The organism is Xanthomonas sp. CFBP 8151 (assembly GCF_011761885.1).
Classification (GTDB): Bacteria; Pseudomonadota; Gammaproteobacteria; order Xanthomonadales; family Xanthomonadaceae; genus Xanthomonas; species Xanthomonas arboricola_B.
The window spans coordinates 668432-693880 of sequence record NZ_JAASQZ010000002.1; the positions used below are offsets into that span (position 1 = coordinate 668432).

A 25449-nucleotide genomic window follows, 5' to 3' on the forward strand; every position below is an offset into this window, starting at 1 on the left:
GGCCGGCATGGTCTGCAGGGGCGATCGCAACACGCCGCTCAGTTGCTCAGACCGAACATCAACGAACGATGCGTTGCCACGCCGGCCATTGCGCCGCTGGCAACCGCAAAGGCGATCGATGCCGCCGGGTTGGCCACATCGCCGCAGGCAGCGATACCCGGCACCGAGGTGGCCTGCATGGCATCCACCGCGATATGACTGCCCAGCGGGCCATCGCTGGTGCTGCATCCCAGCGATGCGACCAAGGCACTGAGCTCGGTGTGGGTGGTGACGAACAAGCCATCCAGCGCGCAGACCTGCCCATCGCGCAACACCAGCTCCAGCACGTCGCCGTCGCCTTGCAGCGCCGCCACTGCGCCGCCTACCACGTGCACGCCACGTGCCTGCAAGTGCGCGTGCTGCGCCTCATCCAGCACCAACGTGTCGTTCAAGAACAGCTGTGTTGCGCCCCAGTCCGGCAGCATGGCCGCCTGATGCACCGCAAAGGCGGAGGTGGCCAGCACGCCGATGCGGCCCTGCTCCAGCTCATAGCCGTGACAATACGGGCAGACGAACACCTGCGTGCCCCAGCGCTCTGCCAGGCCGGCCAGCGCCGGCAGACGATCGACCACCCCCATCGCCAGAACAAGCCGACGCGCCGTATGCGTGGAGCCATCGGCCAGCGTCACCTCGAATGCCTCCGCCTCGCCGCGTAGCCGTGTCACCTGGCCGTCGGCCCATTGCACGCTCGGATAGGCCAGCAGCTGTGCGCGTCCCGCATCGGCAATCTGCGCAGGCAATGCACCGTCGCGGCTGAGAAACCCGTGCGAGGTGGCGGCAAAGCGATTGCGGCGCTGGCCGCCATCGATCACCAGTACCGCGCGCCGTGCACGCGCCAGCTGCAGCCCGGCCGACAGCCCGGCGTAGCTGCCGCCAATGATGATCACATCGTGCTGCATGTCCGCTCCCGATTTAAATTCGCTCATGTAATTTTAGATGTTACATTAAAAGACTGGCGATTCAACCGCGGTGTGCTGACGTGGTCACCTGCTCGATGGTTGAAGGGTCGTGTGCGACCGAGGGTTGCTGCGCTGCCTGCTGTCGCGCTTGCCGTGATCGGTGGTGGTTCGCGTCATCACCTGACAGCAATGAACAGTGCGGCGTAGCGGTACTGCGCGGGTGCGCACCTCACGCCACGTCGGGAAAAACGGCAGCGTCCTGGCGATTGCGCCTGGCCAAGCGCGCCCTGTCTGCGATCGATGCCGACCAGCTGCCGCAAAGCGCATGCGTACGCTGCATGGGACTGCAAGCGCAGGCACACCGCGCGCCTGCCAGCCCGGCTGCACGTCATGCACAACGGCGTATACAACAGTTGGTGTGCGTCAGCGCCTGCGTTTGCCTGTCGGCAGACCGGCAGGCAGCGCGGCTGCCGTGCACAGCGCGTCGAACTCGTCCGCCAGCGTTGCCAGCGTCACCGTGCCCAGGCGCTGCAGCAATACGGTTTGTGCCTGGGCCAGCGCGTCGGCGATGGCTGCGTTGACCACACGCTCCACGCCACATTGCGGGTTGGGGTGATCGGCGCCGATCGCAAACAGATGCGGGCCGCCCACTGCACGATGCACGTCCAGCAATGTCACCTGGGTCAGGTCGCACGCGATATGCCAGCCGCCGTTGTGGCCCTTGCTCGACTGCACGTAGCCGGCAGCGCGCAAGCCGGCCATGGTCCGACGCACCACCACCGCATTGGTCGACAGCATGCCGGCGATCTGCTCGGAGGTCATCGGCTGCTGGCTTCTGGCCATGTGCAACAGCACATGCAGCATGCGGGAAAGGCGGCTATCGGTTCGCACGCGGTATCGGTTCGCTCAATCGACGGAAGGCAACGCGGCAGCGCCACCGCACGATTGTGCCGCAGCCCCGCGCAGATGTCGCAGCCGGCGCCGCGCAGCTGCGCATGCGGCACTCAACACACCGCCCATTGATCGCGCCCGGCGGTCTTGGCGGCGTACAGGGCAAGATCGGCCTGCCCCAGCAGCGCATCCAGACCGATCCCCGCAGTGACGCTCACCGCGCCCATGCAGAACCGCACCGGCTGGTCGGCGGGCAGGCCGGCGATCTCGATCGCGGCCACTGCATTACGCAGCCGCGCGAAGACGGCAGGAATCTCCTCTGCGCTACAGCCCGGCAGCACCAGCAGGAATTCCTCGCCGCCCAACCGTCCCAGGCGATCCTGTGTCCGCAGTGCCAGCCTGGATGCGCTGGCGAGCGCCTTGAGCACGGCATCCCCGGCCGCGTGCCCGTGCATGTCGTTGATCAGCTTGAAGTGATCCAGATCGATCAATGCCAGCATGCACGGAACCTGCGAGCGCACCGCTTGCTCGATCTGCTGCTGCGCCTCGGCGCGAATGGCGCGGCGGTTGGGCAGGCCGGTGAGTTCGTCGCGCATCGCCAGCCGCGAGAGTTGCCGCCGATGGCGCCCACTGAAGGCCAGCACCACCAGCGTGCCCAGCAACAGCAGGCAGGCGGCGCACAGCGCGATCCACAGGGTGCGTTGACCGGCTTCGCGGGCCTGCAACGCCAGTTGCGCGGTCTCGCTGCGCCGGCGCAGCTCGGCGGTTTCGGCGCCGCGGCGCGCGTCTTCGTAACGCGCCTGCAGGCGCAGCATGACGGTATCGCGCTGGCGATCCAGGCTTTGCGCGCGCAGCGTGTTGGCGCGTTGCAGTTCCTGATACGCCTCGGCATGGCGTCCCTCCGCTGCCAGTGCCTGGGCGATGGCATCGAGCAGTTGCGCGCGTCGTTTCAACGGCAGATTCGGATCGTCCGCTGCCTTGGCCGCGACGATCTCCACGCCGAGGCTGCCGGACTTGAGCGCGGTCAATGCCTGGAGCAACACCGCGTGGCAGGCGGCCACACGGCCGACGTTGCCTTGCCGTTGCATCAACGGTAGTGCCTCGCGCGCCATTGCCAGGGCCGCAGTGGCATCGCCGGTTTCGATCAGGACCTCACTGGCGCTGGTCAATGCCGCGGCCACACCGGCCTGATCGCCCAGCTCGCGACTGAGCGCCAGCGCGCGCTTGAAATGCAGCAATGCCGCGTCCGGCTGCTGGGCTGCCAGCGAAGTGCCGTATTCGTACTCGATCAGGCTGCGCTGAAAGCGTGCCGGCTGGCCGCGCAGGCGCGCCAGGGCGCGCTGCAGATAGTCTTCGGCGTCGCTTTCTTCCGCAGAACGCCCCCCCACGCGGGTGGCCAGCGAGCCGAGCTGGGTCAAGGCATCCAGTTCCAGACTCAGGCTGTGTTCGCGCACGGCGCACTGGTAGCTGGCCTGTGCGGCGTTCCACGCCTCGTCGCTGCTGCCGGAGGCGAGCATGCTCCACATGTCGACCGCCTCGACCTCGCACAGCAGATCGTTGCGCCCCATCGCACGTGCGCGCTGCCGCAGCGCTTCCAGCCGCGCCAGCATGCCGCGATTGGGATTCTCACGCACATCGTTGAGCGCCTGCACAATCGCCAGCCACAGCTGCGCCTGCGCCGCATTGCCACGTACCCGTTCCGACATCGCACGTGCCTGCGCCAGTGCCGTCTGACGGCGCTCGGTCTCTTCCAGGGATATCAGCACGCGCGCCTGCGCCAGCAAGGCCCAGAACTGCGCATCGGCATCGCCATCGCTACGGGCACGCTCCAACGCGGCCTGGGCGGCCTGCAAGGCGGCCTTGGGGTCGTCGATCGCGGCGGTTTCGATGCTCTTCCACGGCTGCGGCTGCGCCCACAGCGTCGCGCTGAACAGCATTGCTGCCATCCCGACGCCCATGCGCTGCCAACCTGACCTCGCACTGCTCATCGACACCTCACGGTGACGATGAGCCACACCGCATGACTGCCGTGCACAGCACACGCCGCCCGGCCCATGTCGGGCTTGCTGGTTGCTGCGGCACTCAAGCCCTCCCTTGGTTGGCTGGCAGTGGAATCGGGGGCAACGTCGGCATCTGCCCGAACGCCACATCGATGCAGGCACCCGGTCATGATGACCGGCCGGCGCGACAGGTCATGTGATCGCCACGCTTGGCGTCAAGAACGTTATCGGCCCGCATGCAGCGGGCTTGAATCGGCCTGCAGATCGCGCTGGCAGCGGCCCGCGGCCGTGCACCCGCCATGCGCTGCGGCGCAGCGGGCAACCCGCACCGTCGCGGCGGCACGGCGCCGATGCAGCCGCCCGGCGACAGCCACGTAAACTGCGGCACGGCACCTGCCGCTACCTGGATTCTGGAGACACCGTGATATCCCGCCTGCCCCGCCTGCTCACGCTGCTTGCCGTCGCCTTGCTGTCGGCCTGCGCCACCCAGGCGCCGCGTGCGCCACAGCGCTCCCCGGACGCGGTCAAGGCCGACATCGCCCGGCGGCTGCCGGCCACGCTGAGCGATCGCAACGGCTGGGCCGACGATGTCTACGTGGCATTGTCCTCGCAAGGGCTGGACACCAGCGCCGAGTATATCTGCGCGGTGCTGGCGGTGACCGAGCAGGAGTCGACCTACCAGGCCAACCCGGTGGTGCCCAATCTCGGCAAGATTTCGCGCGCCGAGATCGACCGCCGCGCCAGCGCGCATCACATCCCCGGCTTCATGGTCGATGCCGCCCTGCGCATCGACTCGCCCGACGGCCGCAGCTATGCCACGCGCATCGCGGGTGCGCGCACCGAGCAGGAGCTGAGCCGCATCTTCGAAGACTTCACCGGCAGCGTGCCGCTGGGCGCGCGCCTGTTCGACGGGCTCAATCCGGTGCATACCGCCGGGCCGATGCAGGTCAGCATCGCCTTTGCCGAGCAGCATGCCGAGCGCTATCCGTATCCGCCCGGCGACTCGATCCGCCACGAGGTGTTCAGCCGTCGCGGCGGGCTGTGGTTCGGCACCAGGCACCTGCTTGGGTACCCGGCCCGTTACGACGCACTGCTGTACCGCTTCGCCGACTTCAATGCCGGCTGGCACGCCAGCCGCAATGCCGCCTTCCAGGCGGCGCTGAGCAAGGCCAGCGGCATCGCGCTGACCCTGGACGGCGACCTGCTGACGCCCGGCGCCAGCCTGGATGCGCCCGGCGGCACCGAACGCGCCGCACGCGCCCTGGGCAGCCAGCTGGCGATGAGCGACCGGCAGCTGCGCCGTGCCCTGGAAGCCGGCCACTCCGCCGATTTCGAAGACACCGCGCTGTATCGCCAGGTATTCGCGCTGGCCGAGCGCAGTGCCGGCAAACCGCTGCCGCGCGCGATACTGCCCGGCATCATCCTGGAGAGCCCCAAGATCACCCGCACCCTCACTACCGCCTGGTTCGCGCAACGGGTGAACGAGCGCTGGAAGCGCTGCATGGGCAAGTAGGGCTGCCAGCAAAGCCGCTGCGCACCGGAACGCAGGTGCAGCGGCGGCTGCCGCGAACGGACCTGCCGCCCGCACACGTCCGCGTCTGCGCATCGTCTCCACCGCTGCGCTGTACCCGCGCCATGCGGGCAGCGCGTGACCGGTCGCGCTGCGCGGGGGCACCATCGCCGGTCGCGCCAAGCGGGGATCTATGCGTTCTGGATCTGCCGCATTGGCGAGATAGCACCGCCTGGTCACCGGCACGACTTCCGGCAGAGGCAGCGCCCCGGCCCAGCGGGTAGCATCGGGCGGTCGCGCCGACCGCGTTGCGCGCTCCTTTCGTCCTGGAGAGTCCTACATGCCCACCCCGTCGCCGATGCGGCAGCTGTTTTCCGCCATCGTCCTGGCCGCCTTGCCGGCCATCGCCGCTGCGCAAGCCCCCACCGTCACCGCCGCCGATTACGCCCGTGCCGAGCGCCTGATCAACTACGCCGCGCAGCCGCTGGTGGACCACACCGCCACGCGCATCGGCTGGCTGGACGCCACCCATGTGGCCTATGTCGACCACGATGCCAAGGGCAACTGGCTGCTGCAGCTGGACACCGCCACCGGCAAGAGCGCGCCGATCTTCAAGCAGTCCGCGCTGGTCGCCTCGCTCAATACGCTGCTGAAGACCGGCGACAAGCCGCTCAAGGCCGACACCTTCGCCCCGGTGGTCAAGCGCACCGCCGATGGCCGCTACCGCCTCAACGTGCGCGACACCGCGGTGGTCTGCGATGCGCGCGCACGCTGCAGCACGCTGTATGCAAAGGACAAGGCCGAGCCGGGCGTGCTGTCGCCGGACAAGCGCAGCGAAGCCTTCATCCGCAACTGGAACCTGTGGGTGCGCGATCTCGCCAGCGGCCAGGAGACCCAGCTCACCCGCGACGGTGTGGAAAACTTCGGCTATGCCACCGACAACGCCGGCTGGCAGCACAGCGACAACGCGATCGTTGCGTGGTCGCCGGACTCGCGCAAGATCGCCACCTTCCAGCACGACCAGCGCAAGACCGGCGACATGTACCTGGTCAGCACCAAGCTCGGGCATCCGGAACTGCAGTCGTGGAAATACCCGCTGGCCGGCGACAAGGATGTGACCATGATCGAGCGCGTGGTCATCGACGTACCCACGCGCAGCCTGCTGCGGCTGAAACTGCCGCCCGACCAGCACCGCTCCACCCTGTGCGACGACGTCAGCTGCTCGCCGGGCCTGTGGGACGATGTGAAGTGGGCGCCGGACGGCAAGACGCTGGCCTTCGTCTCCACCTCGCGCTTCCACAAGCAGGCCTGGTTGCGCATTGCCGATGTCGCCACCGGCGACGTGCGCACCGCCTTCGACGAAACCGCCAAGACCTATTACGAAAGCGGCCAGGTCGCCGCCAACTGGGCGTACCTGCCCGGCAGCAACGAGGCGGTGTGGTTTTCCGAGCGCAGCGACTGGGGCCAGCTGTATCTCTACGACCTGGCCACCGGCAAGCCCAAGCGCGCGATCACCAGCGGCGAGGGCAACGTCACCGAATTGCTGCGCGTGGATCCGGTGACGCGTACCGCGTGGTTCGTCGGCGTCGGCCGCAGCCCGGGCGTGGACCCGTACTACCAGCAGCTGTGGAAGGTGAGCCTGGACGGTGGTGAGCCGGTGCTGCTCACGCCGGAAGTCGCCGATCACAGCATCGCGCTGTCGCCCGATGGCGCGCGCTTTGTCGATACCTATTCCACCTCGATCACCCCGCCGGTCACGCTGTTGCGCGATGCCGGCGATGGACGCACGGTCAGCACCATTGCCACTGCCGACATCAGCCGCCTCAAGGCGGCCGGCTGGGTGCCGCCGGAGCCGATCACGGTCAAGGCGCGCGATGGCAAGACCACCCTGTATGGCCTGATGTTCAAGCCCAGTAACTTCGACCCGGCGCGCAAGTACCCGGTGATCGATTACGTTTATCCCGGCCCGCAAACCGGCTCGGTCCGCGGCCGCAGTTTCCTTGCCGGCCATGGCGACAATCAATCGCTGGCGGAGCTGGGCTTCATCGTGGTCGCCATCGACGGCATGGGCACACCGTGGCGCTCCAAGACTTTCCACGACACCTGGTACGCCAACATGGGCGACAACACCCTGCCCGACCAGGTGGCCGGCCTGAAGGAACTGGGCCAGCGCTATCGGTGGATCGACCTGGGCCGCGTCGGCATCTGGGGCCACTCCGGCGGCGGCAATGCATCCACCGCCGCGATGCTGCGCTACCCGGATTTCTTCAAGGTGGCCTGGTCGGAAAGCGGCAACCACGACAACCGCGGCTACGAGGACGACTGGGCCGAGAAGTATCACGGCGAGCACATCGTCAACCAGGACGGCAGCTCCAACTACGACGACCAGGCCAACGCCACCCACGCCGGCAAACTCAAGGGCAAGCTGATGCTGGTGCACGGCACGCTCGACGACAACGTGCCGCCGTATCTCACCCTGCTGGTGGCCGATGCCCTGATCAAGGCCAACAAGACCTTCGACATGCTGATGCTGCCCAACGCCAAGCACGGCTATGGCGAGCTCACCCCGTATGTCAGCCGCCGCCGCTGGGACTACTTCGTGCAGCACCTGCTCGGCGCAACGCCACCGGCCGACTACCAGATGAAGCCGATGCCCAAGAACTGAGCGGTGTGCACGGCATCGTTCCTTAGGACGCCAATGCAGCACCGTGCAGACGACGAACCGCCACCCGCGCCACTCGGGGTGGCGCTGGCCGTACGTGCTGGTGCTGTACGCTTCCACACTGCTGGAACCTGCTGACGACGACTGTGCACCGGCAACCGGAACATCGCTGGCCGCCGACGCGCTTCAGATGGCGGGCTGACGGAAGAGTGTGGACATCCACATGCCTCCGCCAGCCCGGCCACATGCGCACCCGTCCATGACGACCCGATGCACGTGGCTCGGCAGTGCAGCCACCTCATCCAACAATGCGATGCCGATCGTCAGGCAGTGGCGGGGTCGGGAATCGTCGCTGTGGCGGGCGTTGCCTGGTTGTACTTGATCGAGGCAATTGTATTGCACAGTCCCACCAAGGTCTGCCAATCCTGGTTGGCGGAATTCAGATTGGACTGAAGCTGCGGCAGGTTCAAATTGGTAACGTTTCCGTTGCAGTTGGTCAAGTCCGTCACCACGGTATTCAACTCGGACTCTAGCTCCTGCCAGACTTGCAATACCAGGGAAATCTGCGTGCTGGCCGCTTGCGAAAGCGTGATCAATCCATTGACCTGGTCATTCAGCACCGCCAGGCTCGCCGCCTGCTGGGTCACAGCATTCATATTGCTGTTGTCGGCCTCTACCTGGCTCTTCAGCGCCTGAATCTTATTCGATGCGATGACCATCGTCGTGATCAGCGCTGCTGCGGCGACGATCCCGAATGCCAAGCCGATCCCAAACGAAAAAATTGCAATCACCGCGCCGGTAAAGAAGGCGACACCTGCAGCAATCGCGGATGCCGTCTCGACGGTTTGCCAATGGCTGATTTCCGACTGCAGCGACGCGATATCGGCCTTGAACGCAGCGATCTTGGCCTGATCCACCGCCTGCTCCTTGGTCGAGTCAACGACTGCCTGCGACAGCACTGCCGCATCGGAGGTCAGGTTATTGCTGAATGTAGTGATGGACTGCTGGACAGTCACCGCGCTCTGCGTATAGGACGTGATTTGGGAAATCATGCTGCCGAACTGAGACTTCAGCGCAGCAATCGCAGCGGCATTGGTCGGATCGTTCTGCAGCACCGCCACCAGGGAATTGATGGTGGACATGCTGACATTGAAGGAAATGCCATAGCCCGCAATCGAGTTGGGGATACTGACGAGATTGGTCGCAATCGGATACCAGCCATTGGCGTGAATCTGTGCATCGCTGAACGCTGTCTGGAACGTGCTGTACCACGAGGGCGAAGGCGAGATCGTCGGCAACTGCGTATTGCCGATGCCCAAGACATAAGCCATGACCGCATTATTGGCATTGAATGCGTTTGCAAGTTGCTGATCGATGGGCAAGGGATCGTTGGAGACGGCGGCCAGTACACGCGAGGTACCGATCGCACTCGCGATGCTGGTCACCTGCGGGGCCGAACTCAGAGCAAAGGGGAAAAACGGCTTCTTCTGCGCTTGCATGGATCGTCTCCTGATGCTGTCAACCAATGAATCGAGGAATGTCACCGCTAGATCCGGACCGCTGGCTCCCGGAACCAGACGTTCTGTTTACCTCACGTGCGTGCTGCCCAATGAATCCATCCACCTTGGATCCATGCCCGATTGCGACCACCGATGCCCGAACCCGGACGCGTTGGGCGCTCCATCAACGCTTGCCATTCACACAGCGACTGCCGGTTTGCTGGCACAACGGGACAGCACCGGTGATCGATGCTCTCAAGAACTTTGCCGTGCTACCTGCGAAAGCACCGAGTGCCCGAGAACCCAGCATCCCCTAACGGATGTGCACCGACCCGTCGATTTGTCTCAGCCGGCACATCGTCCGGCAGGTGCAGGCTCTACCACGCCGATCGCCAGGGACGTCCATGAACAGCGGATGCGCTGGTCGATCACTTCCACTGCAATGGCGATCACGCTGCATCGGGGTTCACCCCGACGCGGTCAGCCGGCAGTTCGCGTCGGCACACCCAACAAACCGATACGCCGGAACCACATTTCCAGCGGCACCGTCACCAGCGGCGGCAACGCGGCCAGCAGGCTCAGCGCCCACGCCCACAACGGCCAGCGCAGGCGCAGTGCGGCAAGCACGCTGACCGCCACATAGAACAGGAAGGCCGCGCCATGCAGCCGCCCGAACACCCACACCACAAGCTCGGTGGTATGCGTGCCGTACTTGAGCAACATGCCGAGCAACAACCCGGCCCAGGTCAGCCCTTCGATAAAGGCGGCCACGGCAAACAGCCGGCCGATCGGCGACAACGCAGAAGAAGCACGCATGCAACACTCCAGACGGACAGGGATTGCCGCGACGCGATGGCGGCGGCGACGCCCGCTGGCCGCTGTAGTTTACAGCGGGCATCGCGTGCCCGCCGCCCGCCGCCGTTCCTGGCGATAATGGTGGCCCTTGCACTCCCTGCCGCCCCCCATGCGCACCCTTCTCCTGCTCGCCGTGCTTGCACTGGCACTGCTGCCCGCAACCTCCATCGCCGTACAGCTACAGGACGGCGACCTGCTGTTCGTCACCGCCGCCCGCACCGGCCTGAGCGGCGCCATCGACGATGCCACCGCCAGGCAGGATGCCCCCAGCTTCGATCATGTGGCACTGCTCGCCCATGACGCTACCGGACAGGTGCTGCTGCACTCAGACGAACAAGGCTCGCGGCAGCAGCCGCTGCAGGCATTTGTCGAAGAGGCCAACGCCAAGCATCGGCAGGTCCATGTGTACCGGCTGGCCGCAGAACACCGCAGTGCGATCCCCGGCGCCATCGCGCAGGCGCAGCGCATGCTCGGCAAGCCTTACAACACCACCTACGTGCAGGACGACAACAGCTACTACTGCTCGGACTTCATCGAACGCGCGTTCCGCGCACAGCACGTCTTCGCCCTGCAACCGATGAACTTCAAGAACCTGCAGACCGGCAAGATCTCGCAGTACTGGACCGACTTTTACCGCAGCAAGGGCATGGACGTACCGCAAGGCCTGCCGGGCACCAACCCGAACGATATGGCGGCCGCTCCCGTGCTGGCGTATGTCGGCCGTTTGAAGTGATGCGCGGGAATGCCGGCGACAACAGGCGCCTGCTTCGCCAGTAAGCTAGTACAGACGCTGCGCGCGAGACAGTATCCGTCGCTGCGGCTGGAGCTGGAGGTGCTCAACGACGAAGATCACCCGAGTGTCGCGCCGCGCGGCATCACCCATGGGCTGAAGTTCCTGTTGGGCATCAAGGCTCCCTGAGTGCAATGCCGCGCGCCTGGTTACGCGGCGCAAGCCGATACATTTCAGGCAGCGCATCGCAAGCACATCCAGTGCCGTGCGGGCGCCGCCAATGCACGGCATGCACAAGCTCTTGCCAACGCCCATACACACACCCCCCTAGTGTGTGCATATCCATACAGCGTGCCGCACGCAGCGCATTCCGCCTGCGATTGTTGAGCACATGCAGAGGTGTACATGGCTTTGATTCATTCCATCCTGATGGGCGCCGTCGCCGGCATGCGCTCGATGACGCCGTTGGCTGCGGTCACCAATGCAGCCCGCACCGGCAAGCTTCCTGCCGACAACGGCGCCCCGAAGCTTCTCGCCAATCCACTCGCATCGGCCGGCATGCTTGCGCTTGCCGGCGGCGAGCTGGCAGGCGACAAGATGAAGACTGCGCCCGACCGCATCGTGCTGCCCGGCATGATCGCCCGCATCGCCACCGGCGTCATCGTTGGCGCGGCGCTGGCGCCGCGCCATCAGCGCGGGGTCGCCGCCCTACTGGGTGCGAGCACGGCGGTTGCGGCCGCTTACCTCACCTTCAACCTGCGCATGCGCGCGATCGAACGCTACGGCCAGACCGGCACCGGCGTGGTCGAGGACGCGATCACGGTGGGCGCGGCAACGTTGATCATGCGCGATGCGGCAAAGCACTGACGCGACCTCCAGTTGTCTTGCGCCTGGAGTCGCCAGCAAGCAAATAGCGAGCAAGAGGTAGCAAGCCGGTGTCAGGCGCGTGCGGACGGCGTGCAGGAAGCCAACGGTTATGCATGTCGCGCAGGGTCCCGGGTGTCGGCCGCGCTTGTCTCGCGCCGGCATACTGACGTGGCCGCTCAGTCCGTAAATGCATCCTGGCACGGACTGTCTGTTGCTTTGCGCACACCAGGCTTTGCACGCCATCTATTGCGGTGATACGCCTGATTCGGCCTTGTCCCGATCAAGGCGGAACGGGATTGTCGGGCACCGCGCGCCATCCCTGTTGCGCATTCCATGACCAGGCCGTTGGCGGCTGGTCGCCTCCCTTGCGCCGGGCAATGCAGACGAGCGTCCTGGTGTCGTCGTGCCACACCGGTTCTGGCTGGCGCTGCGAAACGAGCAATCCACTGGGCTGGCCATCGACGATGACTTCAGACCATGGCGCCACCAACGGTTCGAGCGGGTCCGACAATGCCTGCAGGCGCTCAGGAAGATACGCCACCAGTTCAAGCGCCGGCCCTCCGTCCGGCAACTGCGGGCGCTCCGCAAGCCGCCTTTGGCTGGCATGCACGAGGAAACTTTGCGGCAGCCGAAGATCCGCGATCTCGACCATGGGGTCGGCCTGCGAGTGTGCAAGCAAGTCCGCGATGCCTGCAGACAGCATGCGGCCATGCTTGTCGACACGACTGCCCCAGCCATGGACATGCGTCCGCGTCACTGCATGAATCTGGACGAATGTTTCGACCTTGTGGCAGCGATAAACACAGTGCGCATGGCGATCGTAGATCAGCAGCCCCCACTGGCCGGTGGTCGGCATCGGCGAGATGAAGTAGCGGCCATCAGGGGAGTAGGCGGTAGACGTTCCTACCCCCAACACGACACTCCCATCAGGAAACAGGTAGTCGTACTGCAGCGGCGCACTGTTGCGGGGCTCATGACAGCCGATGATGCGCAGAGGCTCACCTTCCGGGGTTGTCGGCGCAGACTCCATCGCCCCCCTGCCGCGTGGGCGTTCCACGCCGTCGATACGCGTCAGCGCAGGGCCAGGGTCGTCACGTACGAGTGTCAGACCGGCGATCTTTTCCCACGCCCTGCCGACAAGCAACAACCCCACCAAGGATCCAGCGCCGACCAGGAGGCCGCTGACCACCGTCTCTGCGCGCTGACCCAGTGCAACGCTGACGCCGACGCACGCGCCCAGCCACCAGATCCAGAGCACGTCCACGTTGCCGCGCAGCTTGTTCTCCACCCATTGCCCCAGCATTGCAGCGAGCAGATATGCCCACGCAAGCCCGAACGGCAGCAAGAGGGGAATGACAAAAGGCAGCGCACAGCCAAGAACATCGGTGACGAACCGGTACAGCACCCGGAAGAACGATGGCTCCTTGGCTAATGTTTCCTGCATGAACACGGGTTGCTCGGTGGGTTTGCGCGCCTGTCGTGGCGTGTTGCAAATGGGAGGACCGCTGATCGGCCAGACCAGCGTCAGGGGCCTGTGACTGGTTGCCTGCAAACTCATGGTTCCGCGCGGCCGGCGTCGAGGCCCCGTGTTGCTGCTTCATGCGTGTTGCTGGCCACGCTACCAAGGCGACCAGCGATCCATCATTCCCCGCAGCAACGCGGGCAGATCTGCTTGAGGCGCGGTGCCATGCAGGCGCAGCGCGGGCATCACAGCCTACGCAGGCCGATAGATCGCACAGAGCTTGTTGCCATCGGGGTCGCGCACGTAGGCCAGCCAGACCGGCCCCATGCGGCTCTCACGCAAGCCCGGCGGATCCTCGATGGACACGCCACCTGCCGCCACCGCAGCATCGTGGAAGGCCTGCACCTGCTCTGGCGAGCTGCAGCTGAAGCCCACGGTGGCGCCGTTACCGCTGGTCGCGGGCGCATCGTCGATCGGTTCGCTGACGGCGAAGGTGCTGCCGGCATGGCGATAGAACAGGCGCACATGGCCTGAGCCGGCAGGGTTGACCAACGGTTCGGCGGCACCGAGGACGCCGCCCAGTACTGCGTCGTAGAACTGCCTGGATCGCGCAATATCGTTCGATCCCACCATCACATGATTCAGCACGCCCCGCTCCTGTTCGTATCGAAGGCACACAGCTTAGTGCAAGCCACGCAGTAGCGTAGGTAAGCGCGGCAGCGTCCGGCGGACAGCCGCATCAGCCGCCACGCCCATGCGGTGCCTGCAGATCCAGCACCGGCCCCAGCGGCACGATGCCGGTGGGGTTGATCATGTCGTGACTCTGGTAATAGTGATGCTTGATGTGCTGGAAGTTCACCGTGTCTGCGATACCGGGCATCTGATACAGCTCGCGCAGGTAGCCGGACAACTGCGAATAGTCGGCAATGCGCCGCAGATTGCATTTGAAATGGCCGACATACACCGCATCGAAACGCACTAGCGTGGTGAACAGGCGCCAGTCCGCTTCGGTGAGCCGGTCGCCGCACAGGTAGCGCTGCCGGCCAAGGCGCGCATCGAGCCAATCCAGGCTCTCGAATAACGGCAGTACCGCCTCTTCGTACGCAGCCTGCGTGGTGGCAAAGCCCGCCTTGTACACGCCATTGTTGACGGTGTCGTACACGCGCGCATTGATCGCATCGATCTGCTCGCGCAGCGGCGCCGGATAGAAATCGCCAGCCGCAGCACCGACTTCGTCGAAGGCGCTATTGAACATGCGGATGATGTCGGCCGACTCGTTGCTGACCACCGTATTGCGCTCGCGATCCCATAGCACCGGCACGGTCACGCGCCCGGAATACTGCGGATCCGCCTTCAGATAGACCTCGTACAGATGCTGCGCCTGGTAGAGCGCATCGCCCACCACGCCCGGCCCTGGCGCAAACGTCCAGCCCTGCTTGCCCATCAGCCAGTGCACCACCGACACGTCGATCATCGACTCCAGACCTTTCAGGCGCCGGAAGATCAGCGTGCGATGCGCCCACGGGCAGGCCAGCGACACATACAGGTGATAGCGCCCGGGAGCGGCCTGGAAGCCACCCTCCCCGTGCGGGCCGGGGCTGCCGTCGCGCGTCACCCAGTTGCGGAACTGCGATTGCGAGCGCTCGAAACGCCCACCGCTCTTGTCGGTGTCGTACCAACTGTCCTGCCACTTGCCGTCGACCAACAGGCCCATGCTGCCTTCTCCGCTACAACAGTAGGCAGCAACCCTAGCCCAGCCGGTCTGGAGAGTGCGTGAGCGGCCTTGCTGGCGTGAGTGGACGCGAGCAGCCAGCAGCGCCTGCAGACCGACAACCAACCATTGCCAGGCAACGATGGCCCCGCCGTGCAGCCGGACGGCAGCGCACGCTACCTGGCAATCACCGACGTACCGGAAGGCACCATGTAGCAGGCCTGCGCTTTTCTGCAGGCATCGGCATTGAGTTCGGCGATCTGGCTGGCCAGGTACTGCTCGGGCGTCAGGCCCATGCGGTTGCGGTATGCATTATCGGCATCGGCCTTGGCGACCTGTTCCTGCTCGCGCTGCCGCTCTGCGGTCGTCGCCTCGACCAGCGTCTTGACGCGCTGTTGCTGCGCAGCGGTGAGGTTCATCTGCTGCAACACGTCCGGGTTGGGGCGCGCACGGCCGAGGGTGATGTTCTGGATCTGGATCGGCAAGCCTTGTTGCTTGACCAGCGCACTGACGTTCTGGGTGACCGACTCGTCGATTTTCCTGGCGGTATCCGGGTCGCTCATCATCTTGGTCATGTCATAGCGCTTGACCTGATCGCGCACGATGGAAGCGTACTGGCTGGCGACATTGTTCTTGAACCAGTCCTGCCCAAACCCGGACAGCAGCAAGGCCGGCGCGGTGATCCGGTACTGGATCTGGGTCGAGAAGTCCAACAGGATATTGTCGCTGGAGGAGAAATCGTCGAACGCCACCTGCACGGTTTGCGGGGTGACATCCACATACGAGGCAGAGGTGGTCATCCAGGTGTACGTGCGCCCGGGATCGCGCACATCGTCCAGGCGGATGCCCCCCTTGCCGAAGAACAGGGGCTTATCCACCAGCACAGCCTGTTGACCAGGGTCAGGCGAGACCACCGTACACGCACAGAGCAAGCCGGCCAGCCCGAAAGCCAGCATGGAATTCTTCATTGATGTCCCCTTGAATGGACGGGCGTGAGGCCCCTCCGGTATTGGGAAAGATTATCCAATCCGGGATGCGATCGCACCCTGGACTCCCGCATGACGGACGGCAACACGCCGCTGCATGCAAACACGTGCACACAGGCCTTCCAGCCGTGTGCTGAGAGCTGAACCTGGCGCACGCCCTGCGCAACAATTGGCTGCATCCGCAGCAGCGACGCCCTCACCGCCGCAACCCGTCCAGCCCTGTCATTGGCGCGCGCACCCAAGGATCGGCGAAAATGGCCGCGGTCCGGACGCTCCGGCCTGCGGCGGCAGCGGTCCTGGCCAGCGCGGCCGCTGGCCGCCATCCATCGTGTCCACCGCGCCGCCCGCTGCATGCGCTTCGCCTTCTGCCGCTCTTTTCCGGATCCATCTTGAACACCAACGCCCCGCCCCTGCCCGCCGACGACCTGCCCCTGACCGACCGCCTGCGCGCGGCGCTGGACCTGCTGGAGGCCATCGAGGCCGACCGCAGCGTGCTCGACACGCTGCCCGAGGCCGACCGCGTGCGGCTGCACCAGGTGGTGGCCAGGGTCTATCACCCCGAGCCGAAGGCGCGGCGGCAGTTGCTCAAGCAGCGCGAGCGCGAGCGGCACCAGGAGAAGGTGCGCAAGGCCGAGGCGCTGCTCGAGCAGCGCGGCATCCGCGCACTGCGGCGCAAACCGGTGTTCAGCACGCCGAACTTCTTCCCGCCGCATGCCGCCGGCCTGCACGACGCGCACAACGGCCACAACGCCACTGCCGCACCGGAGCCCACGCATTCGCCGGAGTTGCGCCACTGCTACGTGTGCAAGCAGAAGTTCACCCAGCTGCATCACTTCTACGACCAGATGTGCCCGGCCTGCGCCGAGCTCAATTTCTTCAAGCGCACCGAAACCGCCGACCTGCGCGGACGCGTGGCGCTGCTGACCGGCGGACGGGTCAAGATCGGCTATCAGGCCGGCCTGAAGCTGCTGCGCGCCGGTGCGGAACTGATCGTCACCACACGTTTCCCGCGCGATTCGGCCGCGCGGTATGCGCAGGAGCCGGACTTCAGCCAATGGGGCCATCGCCTGCAGGTGTTCGGCCTGGATCTGCGCCACACCCCCAGCGTGGAAGCGTTCTGCAGCCAGCTGCTGGCCACCCGCGACCGCCTGGACTTCATCATCAACAACGCCTGCCAGACCGTGCGCCGCCCGCCGCAGTTCTACGCGCACATGATGGCCGGCGAAACCGCCGCGCTGCACGAGTTGCCCGAAACCGTACGCAACCTGGTCGGCCATTACGAGGGCCTGCGCACGCCCGAACCGCTGCGCGATGCCTCGGCGATGGCGCTGCCGGCGGTGCATGGCCGCGGCCTGGACGGCGCCGACGGCCTCACCCGCGCCGCCGAGCTGTCGCAGGTGGCGCTGCTGGACGACGAGCTGGTTGGCCAGCAGCACCTGTTCCCGGAAGGACGGCTGGACCAGGACCTGCAGCAGGTGGATCTGCGCGGGCGCAACTCCTGGCGCCTGCTGCTGGACGAAGTGCCCTCGGTGGAGCTGCTGGAGACCCAGCTGGTCAATGCCATCGCGCCCTTCATCATCAACGCGCGGCTGAAGCCGCTGATGCTGCGCACGCCCGAGCGCGACAAGCACATCGTCAACGTCTCGGCGATGGAAGGGCAGTTCTACCGCAACTTCAAGACCACCCGGCATCCGCATACCAACATGGCCAAGGCCGCGTTGAACATGATGACGCGCACCTCGGCGGCCGATTATCAAAACGACGGTATCCACATGAACAGCGTCGACACCGGCTGGGTCACCGACGAGGATCCGGCGGACATCGCCGCGCTCAAGGTCCAGCAGGAACGCTTCCACCCGCCGCTGGATATCGTCGACGGCGCCGCGCGCATCGTCGACCCGATCATCCACGGCGCCAACACCGGCGAGCATGTGTGGGGACAGTTCCTTAAGGACTATGCGCCGACGGATTGGTAAGGGCTTTCAGCGCCAGGCGCCTGCACCGGCGTCTACCGCAAATGTTGCCGCCATGTGCAGAATGGCCGAGCTCCCTTGTCGCCCCATTGACTGTGCCACCGCTAGCGTCGGGGTCAATCAACCGAGGCGCACACATGACAGAGCACGGCAAGCCCAATCCGATCATCGACACCATCTCCAACGTCATCGGCGCCATCCGTACCGATGACGACATGCACGACCTGGCCCAGGCGCACGATGCGCTCGAACCCAAGGCCATCGAAAAGCTGACGCCAGCCGAAGCCCGGCAGCAGCCGACCATCGCCGATGCGGTCAAGAAGCTCCTGCATGACCAAGGCAAGTCCGCCGACCCGGAAGTGCTGGTGCCCGGCGTCAAGCGCACCTCCCACAGCCTGGAAACGCCCGCCGGCAATCTTCCGGCCTTCGTCTATACCCCGCAGGGCGGTACCGCACTGCCGGTCATCGTCTATTTCCACGGCGGTGGCTGGGTGATCGCCAATGCCGAAGTCTATGACGGCGGCGCGCGCGGGCTGGCCAAGGAAACCGGCGCCATTGTGGTCTCGGTCGACTATCGCCAGGCGCCCGAACACAAGTTTCCCGCCGCCTGGGACGACGCGCTTGCCGCCTACGAATGGGTGCTGGCAAACGCGGCAAGCATCGGCGGCAACCCGCAGCGCGTTGCCCTGGCCGGCGAGAGCGCCGGCGGCAACCTGGCCATCGCCACGGCGGTAGCCGCGCGCGACAAGGGGCTGCAGGCACCGACGCATATCCTGGCGGTCTACCCGGTTGGGCAGACCGGCAGCCTGCACACCGAGTCCTACATCGAAAACGCCATCGCCAAGCCCCTGAACAAGGCCATGATCGAATGGTTCGTGGGGCACCTGATCCGCAGCGACGCCGACAAGGCGGATACGCGTCTGGACCTGGTCAATGCCAACCTGCACGGCCTGGCACCGGTGACAATCATCAACGCCACCATCGACCCGCTGCGCAGCGACGGCGCCAAGCTGGAAGACGCACTCAAGGACGCCAACGTACCGGTCAAGCGTGAGGTCTACACCGGCGTGACGCACGAGTTCTTCGGCTGTGCAGCAGTGGTTGCCAAGGCGAAGGCAGCGCAGGAGTACGCAGGCAAGCGGCTACGCGAGTCGTTTCGCTAAGCAGGGCACAATGTTTTGGCACGACCGTTATGCCCCGCGATAGCAGGGACAGATAACGTACAAAGACGAGGGCCGCCTGGCATACCAGGCGGCCCTTGTGTTTTTTCTGGCCTCAATTTGTACGTTCTTAAAACTATTACTGCCGGGACAGGTATTGGCTCGAAGCCTGCCTCGTACGCGGCACGATGTGACAAGCCTGGGACTAAAAAGGACTACCGCAGCAGCTCCTGCCGCAGCCATTGCATGTACGATCCAGCCAGGGAGGCGTCGCGGTCAGACAAGGAGTTCGTCATGAGTGAAATCCACTCCAAACGTGCAGTTGCCTATGCGCAGGTCAGGCGCGCATTGCAATCCGGGCAGTATCCGCCCGGTCAGCGCATCGACCCGGCAAAGCTGGCTACCGAGTTCAAGATCAGCCCCACGCCGGTGCGCTTTGCCCTGTATCGCCTGGTCGGCGAAGGTCTGGTCATCGATCACGCACGCTTTGGCTTGCAGGTACCGCTGCTCACCGAGGTCGCGCTGCGGGATCTTTACGACTGGATGGACCGCCTGTTGCGGATGGCTTGCGATATCGGCGTTGCATCGACGCCGCATGCCCCTGGCCAGTTGGAACCCACCACCGCGCCTGCGGACGTGGTCAAGCAAACCTGGAAGCTCTTCGACGCCATTGCCCACGCCACTGCGCATTGGTCGCTGCATCATGCCGTCAGGCAGGCCAACGACCGGCTGGCACCGGTGCGACGCGCCAAACATGGCCTGCTCGACTCCCTCGAAGAAGAACTGGCAGAGCTCACGCTGCACTGGCAGCGGCGCGACCTTGCGACGTTGCAAACAGCGTTGCATGCCTATCACGTACGCCGCATCCAGGCCGTGCCGCGCATCGTGGCGATTATGAATGAGCGCATCAATCAGGCTTCCAGCTTCGGCGACTGAGTGTCGTCAGCGCAGCACATTGCGGGACCTGCATGCTGTGCTTGCGCACTGCCGGCAACGTGTGCCTGATGTGGCGTGAAAGGTGCGATGCGACGCCACCGGCCAGGTTTCCACAGCCATCTTCGATGGCGGTCACACAGTGCATTTAATTATGACGGTGTTACGACTTAATCATTTGAAAATCAATAAGCCCGCCTTTTACCTTGTCTGCGTCATGGATCCCCATGACGCAACCAGGAGACAGCGATGAACATCAATGACACCACCTACAGCGATGCGTCCAGCGAGATCACGGTGCTTGGCGTCGCCAGCACCGACACCAAAGGCGGCCCGCTGGCTGGCGAAGAGATCGGCGGCTTCAATGTGCCTGGCATTTCCGAAGAGTGAACCCGGGGCGTGCCTATGTGCACGCCTCTCCCACCAGGAGTAGAGACCATGGATACCAGCAACAACGACGCTCGTACCACGGCGTTGGATCAGGATCTCATCGTGCTCGGCGTCGCAAGCCTGGACACACAGGGCGGGCCATTGGCAGGCGAAGAAATGGGTGGCATCACCACGCTGGGCATCAGCCAGGACTAGGCATTGCCAACGCGCGGCAGTCGCCGCTGGGCTGTACATGCCGACGGGCAACTTCCCAGGCCACGGGGCGCACTGCAACGGTGCGCCCCTTCTCTCTCAAGGACAGCGCCATGCACCGCTACACATTGCGCGACGACCTATCGTTCTGCCGCATTGGCCAGCGCCTGGTGTTTCTGGATGTCGGCAACGACCGCTACTTCCGTCTGCCCCAGGCACTGGAGCACGCCCTGCTCGCCTACCTGGCGCAAGACCCGGTGCCGGACCTGGAGATCAACGACCTTGTCGAACGGGGCCTGCTGGTGGAACGGTCGCAAGCGACCGCCGGCCCGCAGCTTCCCGTCATGCCTGTTGCGCGTAGCGCGATGGAAATGCCCATACCAGCGCGGCGACCACAGTTGTTTGAAACGCTCGAAGTGCTGGCACTTGTGCTGTCCACACGCCTGGCATTGAAGCGCACCCCGCTTGGCAGGGTACTTGGCAGCCTCTCCGCTGGAGCACAGCGTCGGGGGATGCAGCAATGCTCGCTTGCCGGACTCGAGCAACGGCTCACCGATGCGGCAGCCGTCTTCCGGCGCTCCCGCGTGTGGGTGCCGGTGGAGATGCGCTGCCTGCTCGATTCGGTCGCATTGGCAAGATTCCTGCACAGGCGCCAGTTCGACGCCCAGGTTGTGTTCGGGGTCGCGCTCGATCCGTTTTCGGCCCATTGCTGGGTACAGACAGGCGATCTGGTCTTGAACGACACGGTCGGCAACGTCCACGCGCATACCCCCATCCGGGTGGTGTGATGTACCGCTACATCGCCTTGCTCAACCATGCGCAGGCACACCGCGATGGCGATCGCGCCAGTGTCGATGCGTCGCTTCGACAGATCGGCTTACACCTACGGCAACGCGCTGGGCACATCGATCTGTATGCATCGGACGACACGCCCGTGCTTGCCGTCCCTGGTGGTGGCGCACTGATCGGCCATGTCTTTTCGCGGCGCGACAACGCCCGCTTGGTGGACGGCGCATCGCTGCATGCGTTGTCCGCAGCACAGCGCACGCGACACCTGATCGATACGCACTGGGGCGAGTACCTGCTGTTGCATGCACCGCACGCGGATCCGGGCACTGTCACCGTCATGCGCGAGCCTTCCGGCGGCGTGGCATGCGTCTACGCGCTGCCGCATGGCTTCATCACTTCGGATATCTCGATCGCCACGCATGCGGGTGTGTACGCGCGTGAGATCGACTGGGACTCCATCGCCCATCATCTGCACTACCCGCACCTCAAGACCGAGCGCACCGGGCTTGTCGGCGTGCGCGAATTGCTGCCGGGCAGCCAGCTGTGTCTGCAGTCCAACCGCAGCAGTATCGAGCAAGTCTGGAACCCCTGGGATTTCGTCGCAGCACCTCAGCGCCGCTACAACCCACTCGACGCACAGGCACAGTTGCGTCAGGCGGTGGCCTCCAGCGTCACGTGTTGGGCGCGGACCGATGCGTCCGTGCTGCTGGAACTGTCTGGTGGCCTGGACTCTTCCATCCTCGCCGCATGCCTGAAAGACACTACCGCGCGCGTGGCATGCTGCAATCTGGTCACGCCGGTGCCTGGCGCCGACGAGCGGCACTATGCCCGGCAGATGAGCGATCTGTTGGGCACCGAGCTGATCGTGCGCACCCTGGGATTCGACGCTGCACCGGTCGATTTCGCACCGCCGGCACATGCGGTCGCGCCCAGTACCTGGTTTCTGCAGCATGCCTCCAATGCGCTGAAAGAAGCGGTCGGCACGCAGCTGGCCATCACCAGTTTCTTTTCCGGCGGCGGCGGCGACACCGTGTTCTGCAACACCAGATCCGCCGCGCCCGCCGCAGACGCCTTCCGTGCAGGCGGCCTGCGCGCCGGCTTCAGCGCAGTCCATGCGCTTGCCGAACTGCACCAGTGCACGCTCTGGAAAGCAGGCAGGTTGACGATCAAAAAACTCCTCGCCAAGGCCGGGCCGCCGCGCAAGCCGGAGCGATCGTTCCTGCCAAGCACGCAGGCTGCGGTTCCATTGCAATCGCATCCCTGGTTCGATGCCCCGCCCGACAGCCTGCCCGGTGACCGCGAACGTATCGTCGATCTGGCCGGCACCCAGGTGTTCCGCGATGGGCTGGCGCGCAGTGCGTCGTGGCACCTGCGTATGCCGCTGCTGTCGCAACCGGTGGTGGAAGCCTGCCTGACAGTGCCGAGCTGGATGTGGATCGCTGGCGGCCGCAATCGCGCCGTCGCACGCGATGCGTTTGCTGATGTGCTGCCTGCGCAGATCCTGCATCGCCGCAGCAAAGGCACCTTCATGAACTACTCCGGCGCGGTCTATCGTCAGGGCAGGCAGCAGATCCGCGATTATCTGCTGCAGGGTCGGCTTGCAGGCCAGGGGCTGCTGGACGCCGATGCCCTGCGCCACCATTTCGACCACACACTGGCCGACGGCGACCACAGCGTCATGCGCATCTTCGAGCTGTGTGCGGTCGAGAACTGGGTTCGTCATCAGCGCTGACATTGCCTGCACTGCGTAGATGCGTGCCGTCGGCGTGCCAACGTGCCACACGGAAACTGCACCACGCACACTAGTGGCCACGCGCCGGCAGTGCCGCCTTGATTGCGCGCCAGCGCGCGTACTGCGCGGCCTTTTCCGGCGCAGCGTCCTGATAGTCCTGCAACCAGAAGCGGAACCAATCGACGTTGCGCGCATACACGGCCAACTTGTGCTGCGGCTGGAACTTCTGGTGCGGCTCGTTCGCAAACACGTACAACTCGGCGCGTTGCGCACGCAGCAGGGGAATCAGGTAATCCAGCGCGTACAGATACTCCTGCTCGGAATGCTGGAACAGGATGGGTGCGCGAATCCGCTCCAGCTTGAACGCCGGCGACAGCGCCTTCCAGCGCTCGGGCGTCTGCTCCGGTGCACCCAGGCCCCACATGTCGCGCAGCCCCTTGAGGAAGGGCTCGCCCTTCATGCTGCCGAACAGGTAGTACGACGGCGACACCACCGGGTTGGCCACCGAAGCGGCCGCCAGCAGGTTCGACTCGGTGGCCGTCCACAGGGTCACCGCACCGCCGAAACTCAGCCCCCCCATGCCCACCCGCGTGCGATCGATGCCGGCCTGCGACGACAACAACGCCACCGCACTTTCCACCGCCGCCAGCCCTTCGCCGTGCCGTTCCAGCGCATCCATGGTGTAGCCGGGTAGCTGATTGATGCACAACGCTGCGATGCCTACTTGCGCCAACGTGGCCAGCGGCCACTCATCGCCCACGCCACCGCGCACGAAGCCCGGGCAGCTGTAGTAGGTGACGAACAACGGCAGCTTGCCCGCGCCGGTACCGTGTGCCGCGAAGAACTGCCCGCTGTATCGCCGCCCGCGTGCATCGCTCCACTGCAACAGCCGCGCAGGCGTTGCACGCGCCATGTCCGCCGCAAGCTCCGCGTTGGGATCGAACAGCACCTGCCGCGCGCCATCGTCCAGGCCGAGACGTTCCAGACGCGGCGGGCGATCGGCTTCGGCTGTCACGCACACCAGCGCAACGGCCGAGGCACCGCAGCGTGCCGCCGGATCCCGTCCGCCGTTGATCAAACCGCGCCCCTGCACCACCAACCGCACCTGCCCGGTGGCCGGATTCCAGCGCTGAATGGATTGCGCCAGGCCCAATGCAGGATCGGTGATGGTGAAAAGCACCTCCGCACTCCCCGGGCGCCACTGCACTGCACTGATTGCCTTGCCCACGCAGGCCGCCGCCGTGCAGCGCACGGCCTTGCGCGCATGTGCGCCGGGCACGACTGACAGCGCCACCTGCGGACGGAGTAGCTGGCCGTTGCCATCGCCCACACGCGACAGCACCGCCACCGCCCCACCGGGCGCAGGCACGGATTGCCACACGTCACCGTCGACACCGTGCGTACTGACGGGCGATTCCTGCGCGGGCACCGGCGCAGCGGCGAGTGGCCGCGTGGTTGCCGTCGCCAGATCCAGCGCCAGCCAGTGCTCCGGCACATCCGCCGACAACCCGGTGCGATCGAACCACACCGTGCCGAAGCGTTGCGTCGCCAGCCGTCCTTGCACATTGCCCGAGCGGAACAGGCCTTGCCCGAGCGGCACCGTCTCGTCGATCCGGATGCCCTGCGCATACTCGTCCTGTTCGGCCGCCATGACCTGCGCGCGCGTGGCACCGACGCGGTAACGCAGCACCCGCCCATCCGCGTCCAGCGAAAACTCCTGCACGTCGGCCGCATCGTGGGTCACCGCTTGCGCGCCGGAACCGTCCGCTGCCGCGCGCCACACCGCGATCACGCCCTCGATCAATGCGCGGTAGTACAGCCAGCGGCCATCCGGCGACCACAGCACCTTTGCAGGCAAGGACCCGCCAGCCGAGTCCCGCAACGGCACGCCGCCATCGGCAACGCGTCTGGGCGCAGCATCCTGCAGGCCCTGCACATACCAGACGCTGTCGTAGGTGTTGCGCTGCACCGCTGCCTGCTCGGTGCGAAAGGCCACACTGCGGCCATCCGGCGACAGCGTGGGGCTACCGATATCCACCACTTCCAGCAATCGTTGGGGCGACACCGTTTGCGCGTGGCCCACGCACGCACCGGCCGCCATCAGCACGCCTGCAAGCAGCAGGCGCCATGGTTTGTGATTCCTCACGCACACACTCCTCTCGGCAACGC

21 protein-coding genes and 1 pseudogene are annotated in these 25449 nt (G+C 65.4%); 12 read left to right on the top strand and 10 right to left on the bottom strand.

Annotated elements, in window-relative coordinates; translation table 11 throughout:
* Positions 1–38: 38 nt before the first annotated feature.
* The 3 genes from FHT08_RS10785 to FHT08_RS10795 form a co-directional block, all read right to left on the bottom strand.
* Positions 39–938, bottom strand: a complete 900-nt coding sequence (locus FHT08_RS10785; protein WP_104538638.1) for an NAD(P)/FAD-dependent oxidoreductase — start codon at positions 936–938, stop codon at positions 39–41.
* 423 nt (positions 939–1361) lie between these two features.
* Positions 1362–1802, bottom strand: a complete 441-nt coding sequence (locus FHT08_RS10790; protein WP_221230700.1) for an Rrf2 family transcriptional regulator — start codon at positions 1800–1802, stop codon at positions 1362–1364.
* A gap of 140 nt (positions 1803–1942) precedes the next feature.
* The gene (locus tag FHT08_RS10795; protein ID WP_243849008.1) at positions 1943–3775 is read right to left on the bottom strand and encodes a diguanylate cyclase; all 1833 of its coding nucleotides are present in this window, start codon (positions 3773–3775) and stop codon (positions 1943–1945) included.
* Positions 3776–4250: 475 nt separating this feature from the next.
* Between FHT08_RS10795 and FHT08_RS10800 the strand changes: the two genes are divergently transcribed.
* Complete coding sequence (locus FHT08_RS10800) at positions 4251–5342, top strand: DUF1615 domain-containing protein (protein WP_166775074.1); 1092 nt, start codon at positions 4251–4253, stop codon at positions 5340–5342.
* 337 nt (positions 5343–5679) lie between these two features.
* Entirely contained in the window at positions 5680–8004 is a 2325-nt protein-coding gene (locus FHT08_RS10805; protein WP_166775075.1) for a S9 family peptidase, read from the top strand.
* A gap of 320 nt (positions 8005–8324) precedes the next feature.
* Here FHT08_RS10805 and FHT08_RS10810 read toward each other — a convergent pair whose 3' ends face one another.
* Positions 8325–9500 (bottom strand): HBL/NHE enterotoxin family protein, encoded by a 1176-nt coding sequence (locus tag FHT08_RS10810; protein ID WP_104538643.1) that lies wholly within the window; start codon positions 9498–9500, stop codon positions 8325–8327.
* Positions 9501–9980: 480 nt separating this feature from the next.
* On the bottom strand, positions 9981–10316 hold the full coding sequence (locus FHT08_RS10815) for a DUF3817 domain-containing protein (RefSeq protein ID WP_166775076.1): 336 nt from the start codon (positions 10314–10316) through the stop codon (positions 9981–9983).
* Positions 10317–10464: 148 nt separating this feature from the next.
* Between FHT08_RS10815 and FHT08_RS10820 the strand changes: the two genes are divergently transcribed.
* The 3 genes and pseudogenes from FHT08_RS10820 to FHT08_RS10830 all read left to right on the top strand — a co-directional run bounded on the left by FHT08_RS10820 (position 10465) and on the right by FHT08_RS10830 (position 11952).
* On the top strand, positions 10465–11088 hold the full coding sequence (locus tag FHT08_RS10820) for a YiiX/YebB-like N1pC/P60 family cysteine hydrolase (RefSeq protein WP_166775077.1): 624 nt from the start codon (positions 10465–10467) through the stop codon (positions 11086–11088).
* Between the two features lie 45 nt (positions 11089–11133).
* Positions 11134–11274: pseudogene (locus tag FHT08_RS10825) on the top strand (alpha/beta hydrolase); the annotation flags it as partial.
* 216 nt (positions 11275–11490) lie between these two features.
* Entirely contained in the window at positions 11491–11952 is a 462-nt protein-coding gene (locus FHT08_RS10830) for a DUF4126 family protein (protein WP_047126121.1), read from the top strand.
* A 280-nt stretch (positions 11953–12232) separates the two neighbouring features.
* On the opposite strand, the gene FHT08_RS19995 is transcribed toward FHT08_RS10830, so the two are convergent.
* The 4 genes from FHT08_RS19995 to FHT08_RS10850 form a co-directional block, all read right to left on the bottom strand.
* Entirely contained in the window at positions 12233–13402 is a 1170-nt protein-coding gene (locus FHT08_RS19995) for a hypothetical protein (protein ID WP_243849009.1), read from the bottom strand.
* A gap of 264 nt (positions 13403–13666) precedes the next feature.
* Entirely contained in the window at positions 13667–14062 is a 396-nt protein-coding gene (locus tag FHT08_RS10840) for a VOC family protein (RefSeq protein ID WP_166775078.1), read from the bottom strand.
* 91 nt (positions 14063–14153) lie between these two features.
* Positions 14154–15128 (bottom strand): glutathione S-transferase family protein, encoded by a 975-nt coding sequence (locus FHT08_RS10845; protein WP_166775079.1) that lies wholly within the window; start codon positions 15126–15128, stop codon positions 14154–14156.
* Positions 15129–15301: 173 nt separating this feature from the next.
* The gene (locus tag FHT08_RS10850) at positions 15302–16081 is read right to left on the bottom strand and encodes an SPFH domain-containing protein (RefSeq protein ID WP_166775454.1); all 780 of its coding nucleotides are present in this window, start codon (positions 16079–16081) and stop codon (positions 15302–15304) included.
* A 419-nt stretch (positions 16082–16500) separates the two neighbouring features.
* Between FHT08_RS10850 and FHT08_RS10855 the strand changes: the two genes are divergently transcribed.
* The 7 genes from FHT08_RS10855 to FHT08_RS10885 all read left to right on the top strand — a co-directional run bounded on the left by FHT08_RS10855 (position 16501) and on the right by FHT08_RS10885 (position 23280).
* Positions 16501–18087: an SDR family oxidoreductase gene (locus FHT08_RS10855; protein ID WP_166775080.1), complete on the top strand. Its 1587-nt coding sequence runs from the start codon at positions 16501–16503 to the stop codon at positions 18085–18087.
* A gap of 134 nt (positions 18088–18221) precedes the next feature.
* On the top strand, positions 18222–19247 hold the full coding sequence (locus FHT08_RS10860) for an alpha/beta hydrolase (protein WP_166775081.1): 1026 nt from the start codon (positions 18222–18224) through the stop codon (positions 19245–19247).
* A 291-nt stretch (positions 19248–19538) separates the two neighbouring features.
* Positions 19539–20180 (top strand): GntR family transcriptional regulator, encoded by a 642-nt coding sequence (locus FHT08_RS10865; RefSeq protein ID WP_208409033.1) that lies wholly within the window; start codon positions 19539–19541, stop codon positions 20178–20180.
* A gap of 246 nt (positions 20181–20426) precedes the next feature.
* Entirely contained in the window at positions 20427–20567 is a 141-nt protein-coding gene (locus FHT08_RS10870; RefSeq protein ID WP_104538648.1) for a lasso peptide xanthomonin 1, read from the top strand.
* A 48-nt stretch (positions 20568–20615) separates the two neighbouring features.
* Positions 20616–20762 (top strand): benenodin family lasso peptide, encoded by a 147-nt coding sequence (locus FHT08_RS10875; protein ID WP_006452333.1) that lies wholly within the window; start codon positions 20616–20618, stop codon positions 20760–20762.
* A 110-nt stretch (positions 20763–20872) separates the two neighbouring features.
* On the top strand, positions 20873–21547 hold the full coding sequence (locus FHT08_RS10880; RefSeq protein WP_166775082.1) for a lasso peptide biosynthesis B2 protein: 675 nt from the start codon (positions 20873–20875) through the stop codon (positions 21545–21547).
* Positions 21547–23280, top strand: coding sequence for a lasso peptide isopeptide bond-forming cyclase (locus FHT08_RS10885; RefSeq protein ID WP_166775083.1), 1734 nt, complete (start codon positions 21547–21549; stop codon positions 23278–23280). The genes FHT08_RS10880 and FHT08_RS10885 overlap by 1 nt, the downstream gene beginning before the upstream one ends.
* 70 nt (positions 23281–23350) lie before the next feature.
* On the opposite strand, the gene FHT08_RS10890 is transcribed toward FHT08_RS10885, so the two are convergent.
* Positions 23351–25426: an Atxe2 family lasso peptide isopeptidase gene (locus FHT08_RS10890; RefSeq protein WP_343204144.1), complete on the bottom strand. Its 2076-nt coding sequence runs from the start codon at positions 25424–25426 to the stop codon at positions 23351–23353.
* Positions 25427–25449 lie beyond the last annotated feature (23 nt).

Bases quoted from the DNA above. Each gene is read 5' to 3' on its own strand.
- FHT08_RS10785 (WP_104538638.1), bottom strand. From the start codon at position 938: ATGCAGCACGATGTGATCATCATTGGCGGCAGCTACGCCGGGCTGTCG.
- FHT08_RS10790 (WP_221230700.1), bottom strand. From the start codon at position 1,802: ATGCTGCATGTGCTGTTGCACATGGCCAGAAGCCAGCAGCCGATGACC.
- FHT08_RS10795 (WP_243849008.1), bottom strand. From the start codon at position 3,775: ATGGCAGCAATGCTGTTCAGCGCGACGCTGTGGGCGCAGCCGCAGCCG.
- FHT08_RS10805 (WP_166775075.1), top strand. From the start codon at position 5,680: ATGCCCACCCCGTCGCCGATGCGGCAGCTGTTTTCCGCCATCGTCCTG.
- FHT08_RS10810 (WP_104538643.1), bottom strand. From the start codon at position 9,500: ATGCAAGCGCAGAAGAAGCCGTTTTTCCCCTTTGCTCTGAGTTCGGCC.
- FHT08_RS10815 (WP_166775076.1), bottom strand. From the start codon at position 10,316: ATGCGTGCTTCTTCTGCGTTGTCGCCGATCGGCCGGCTGTTTGCCGTG.
- FHT08_RS10820 (WP_166775077.1), top strand. From the start codon at position 10,465: ATGCGCACCCTTCTCCTGCTCGCCGTGCTTGCACTGGCACTGCTGCCC.
- FHT08_RS10830 (WP_047126121.1), top strand. From the start codon at position 11,491: ATGGCTTTGATTCATTCCATCCTGATGGGCGCCGTCGCCGGCATGCGC.
- FHT08_RS10845 (WP_166775079.1), bottom strand. From the start codon at position 15,128: ATGGGCCTGTTGGTCGACGGCAAGTGGCAGGACAGTTGGTACGACACC.
- FHT08_RS10850 (WP_166775454.1), bottom strand. From the start codon at position 16,081: ATGCTGGCTTTCGGGCTGGCCGGCTTGCTCTGTGCGTGTACGGTGGTC.
- FHT08_RS10860 (WP_166775081.1), top strand. From the start codon at position 18,222: ATGACAGAGCACGGCAAGCCCAATCCGATCATCGACACCATCTCCAAC.
- FHT08_RS10865 (WP_208409033.1), top strand. From the start codon at position 19,539: ATGAGTGAAATCCACTCCAAACGTGCAGTTGCCTATGCGCAGGTCAGG.
- FHT08_RS10870 (WP_104538648.1), top strand. From the start codon at position 20,427: ATGAACATCAATGACACCACCTACAGCGATGCGTCCAGCGAGATCACG.
- FHT08_RS10875 (WP_006452333.1), top strand. From the start codon at position 20,616: ATGGATACCAGCAACAACGACGCTCGTACCACGGCGTTGGATCAGGAT.
- FHT08_RS10880 (WP_166775082.1), top strand. From the start codon at position 20,873: ATGCACCGCTACACATTGCGCGACGACCTATCGTTCTGCCGCATTGGC.
- FHT08_RS10885 (WP_166775083.1), top strand. From the start codon at position 21,547: ATGTACCGCTACATCGCCTTGCTCAACCATGCGCAGGCACACCGCGAT.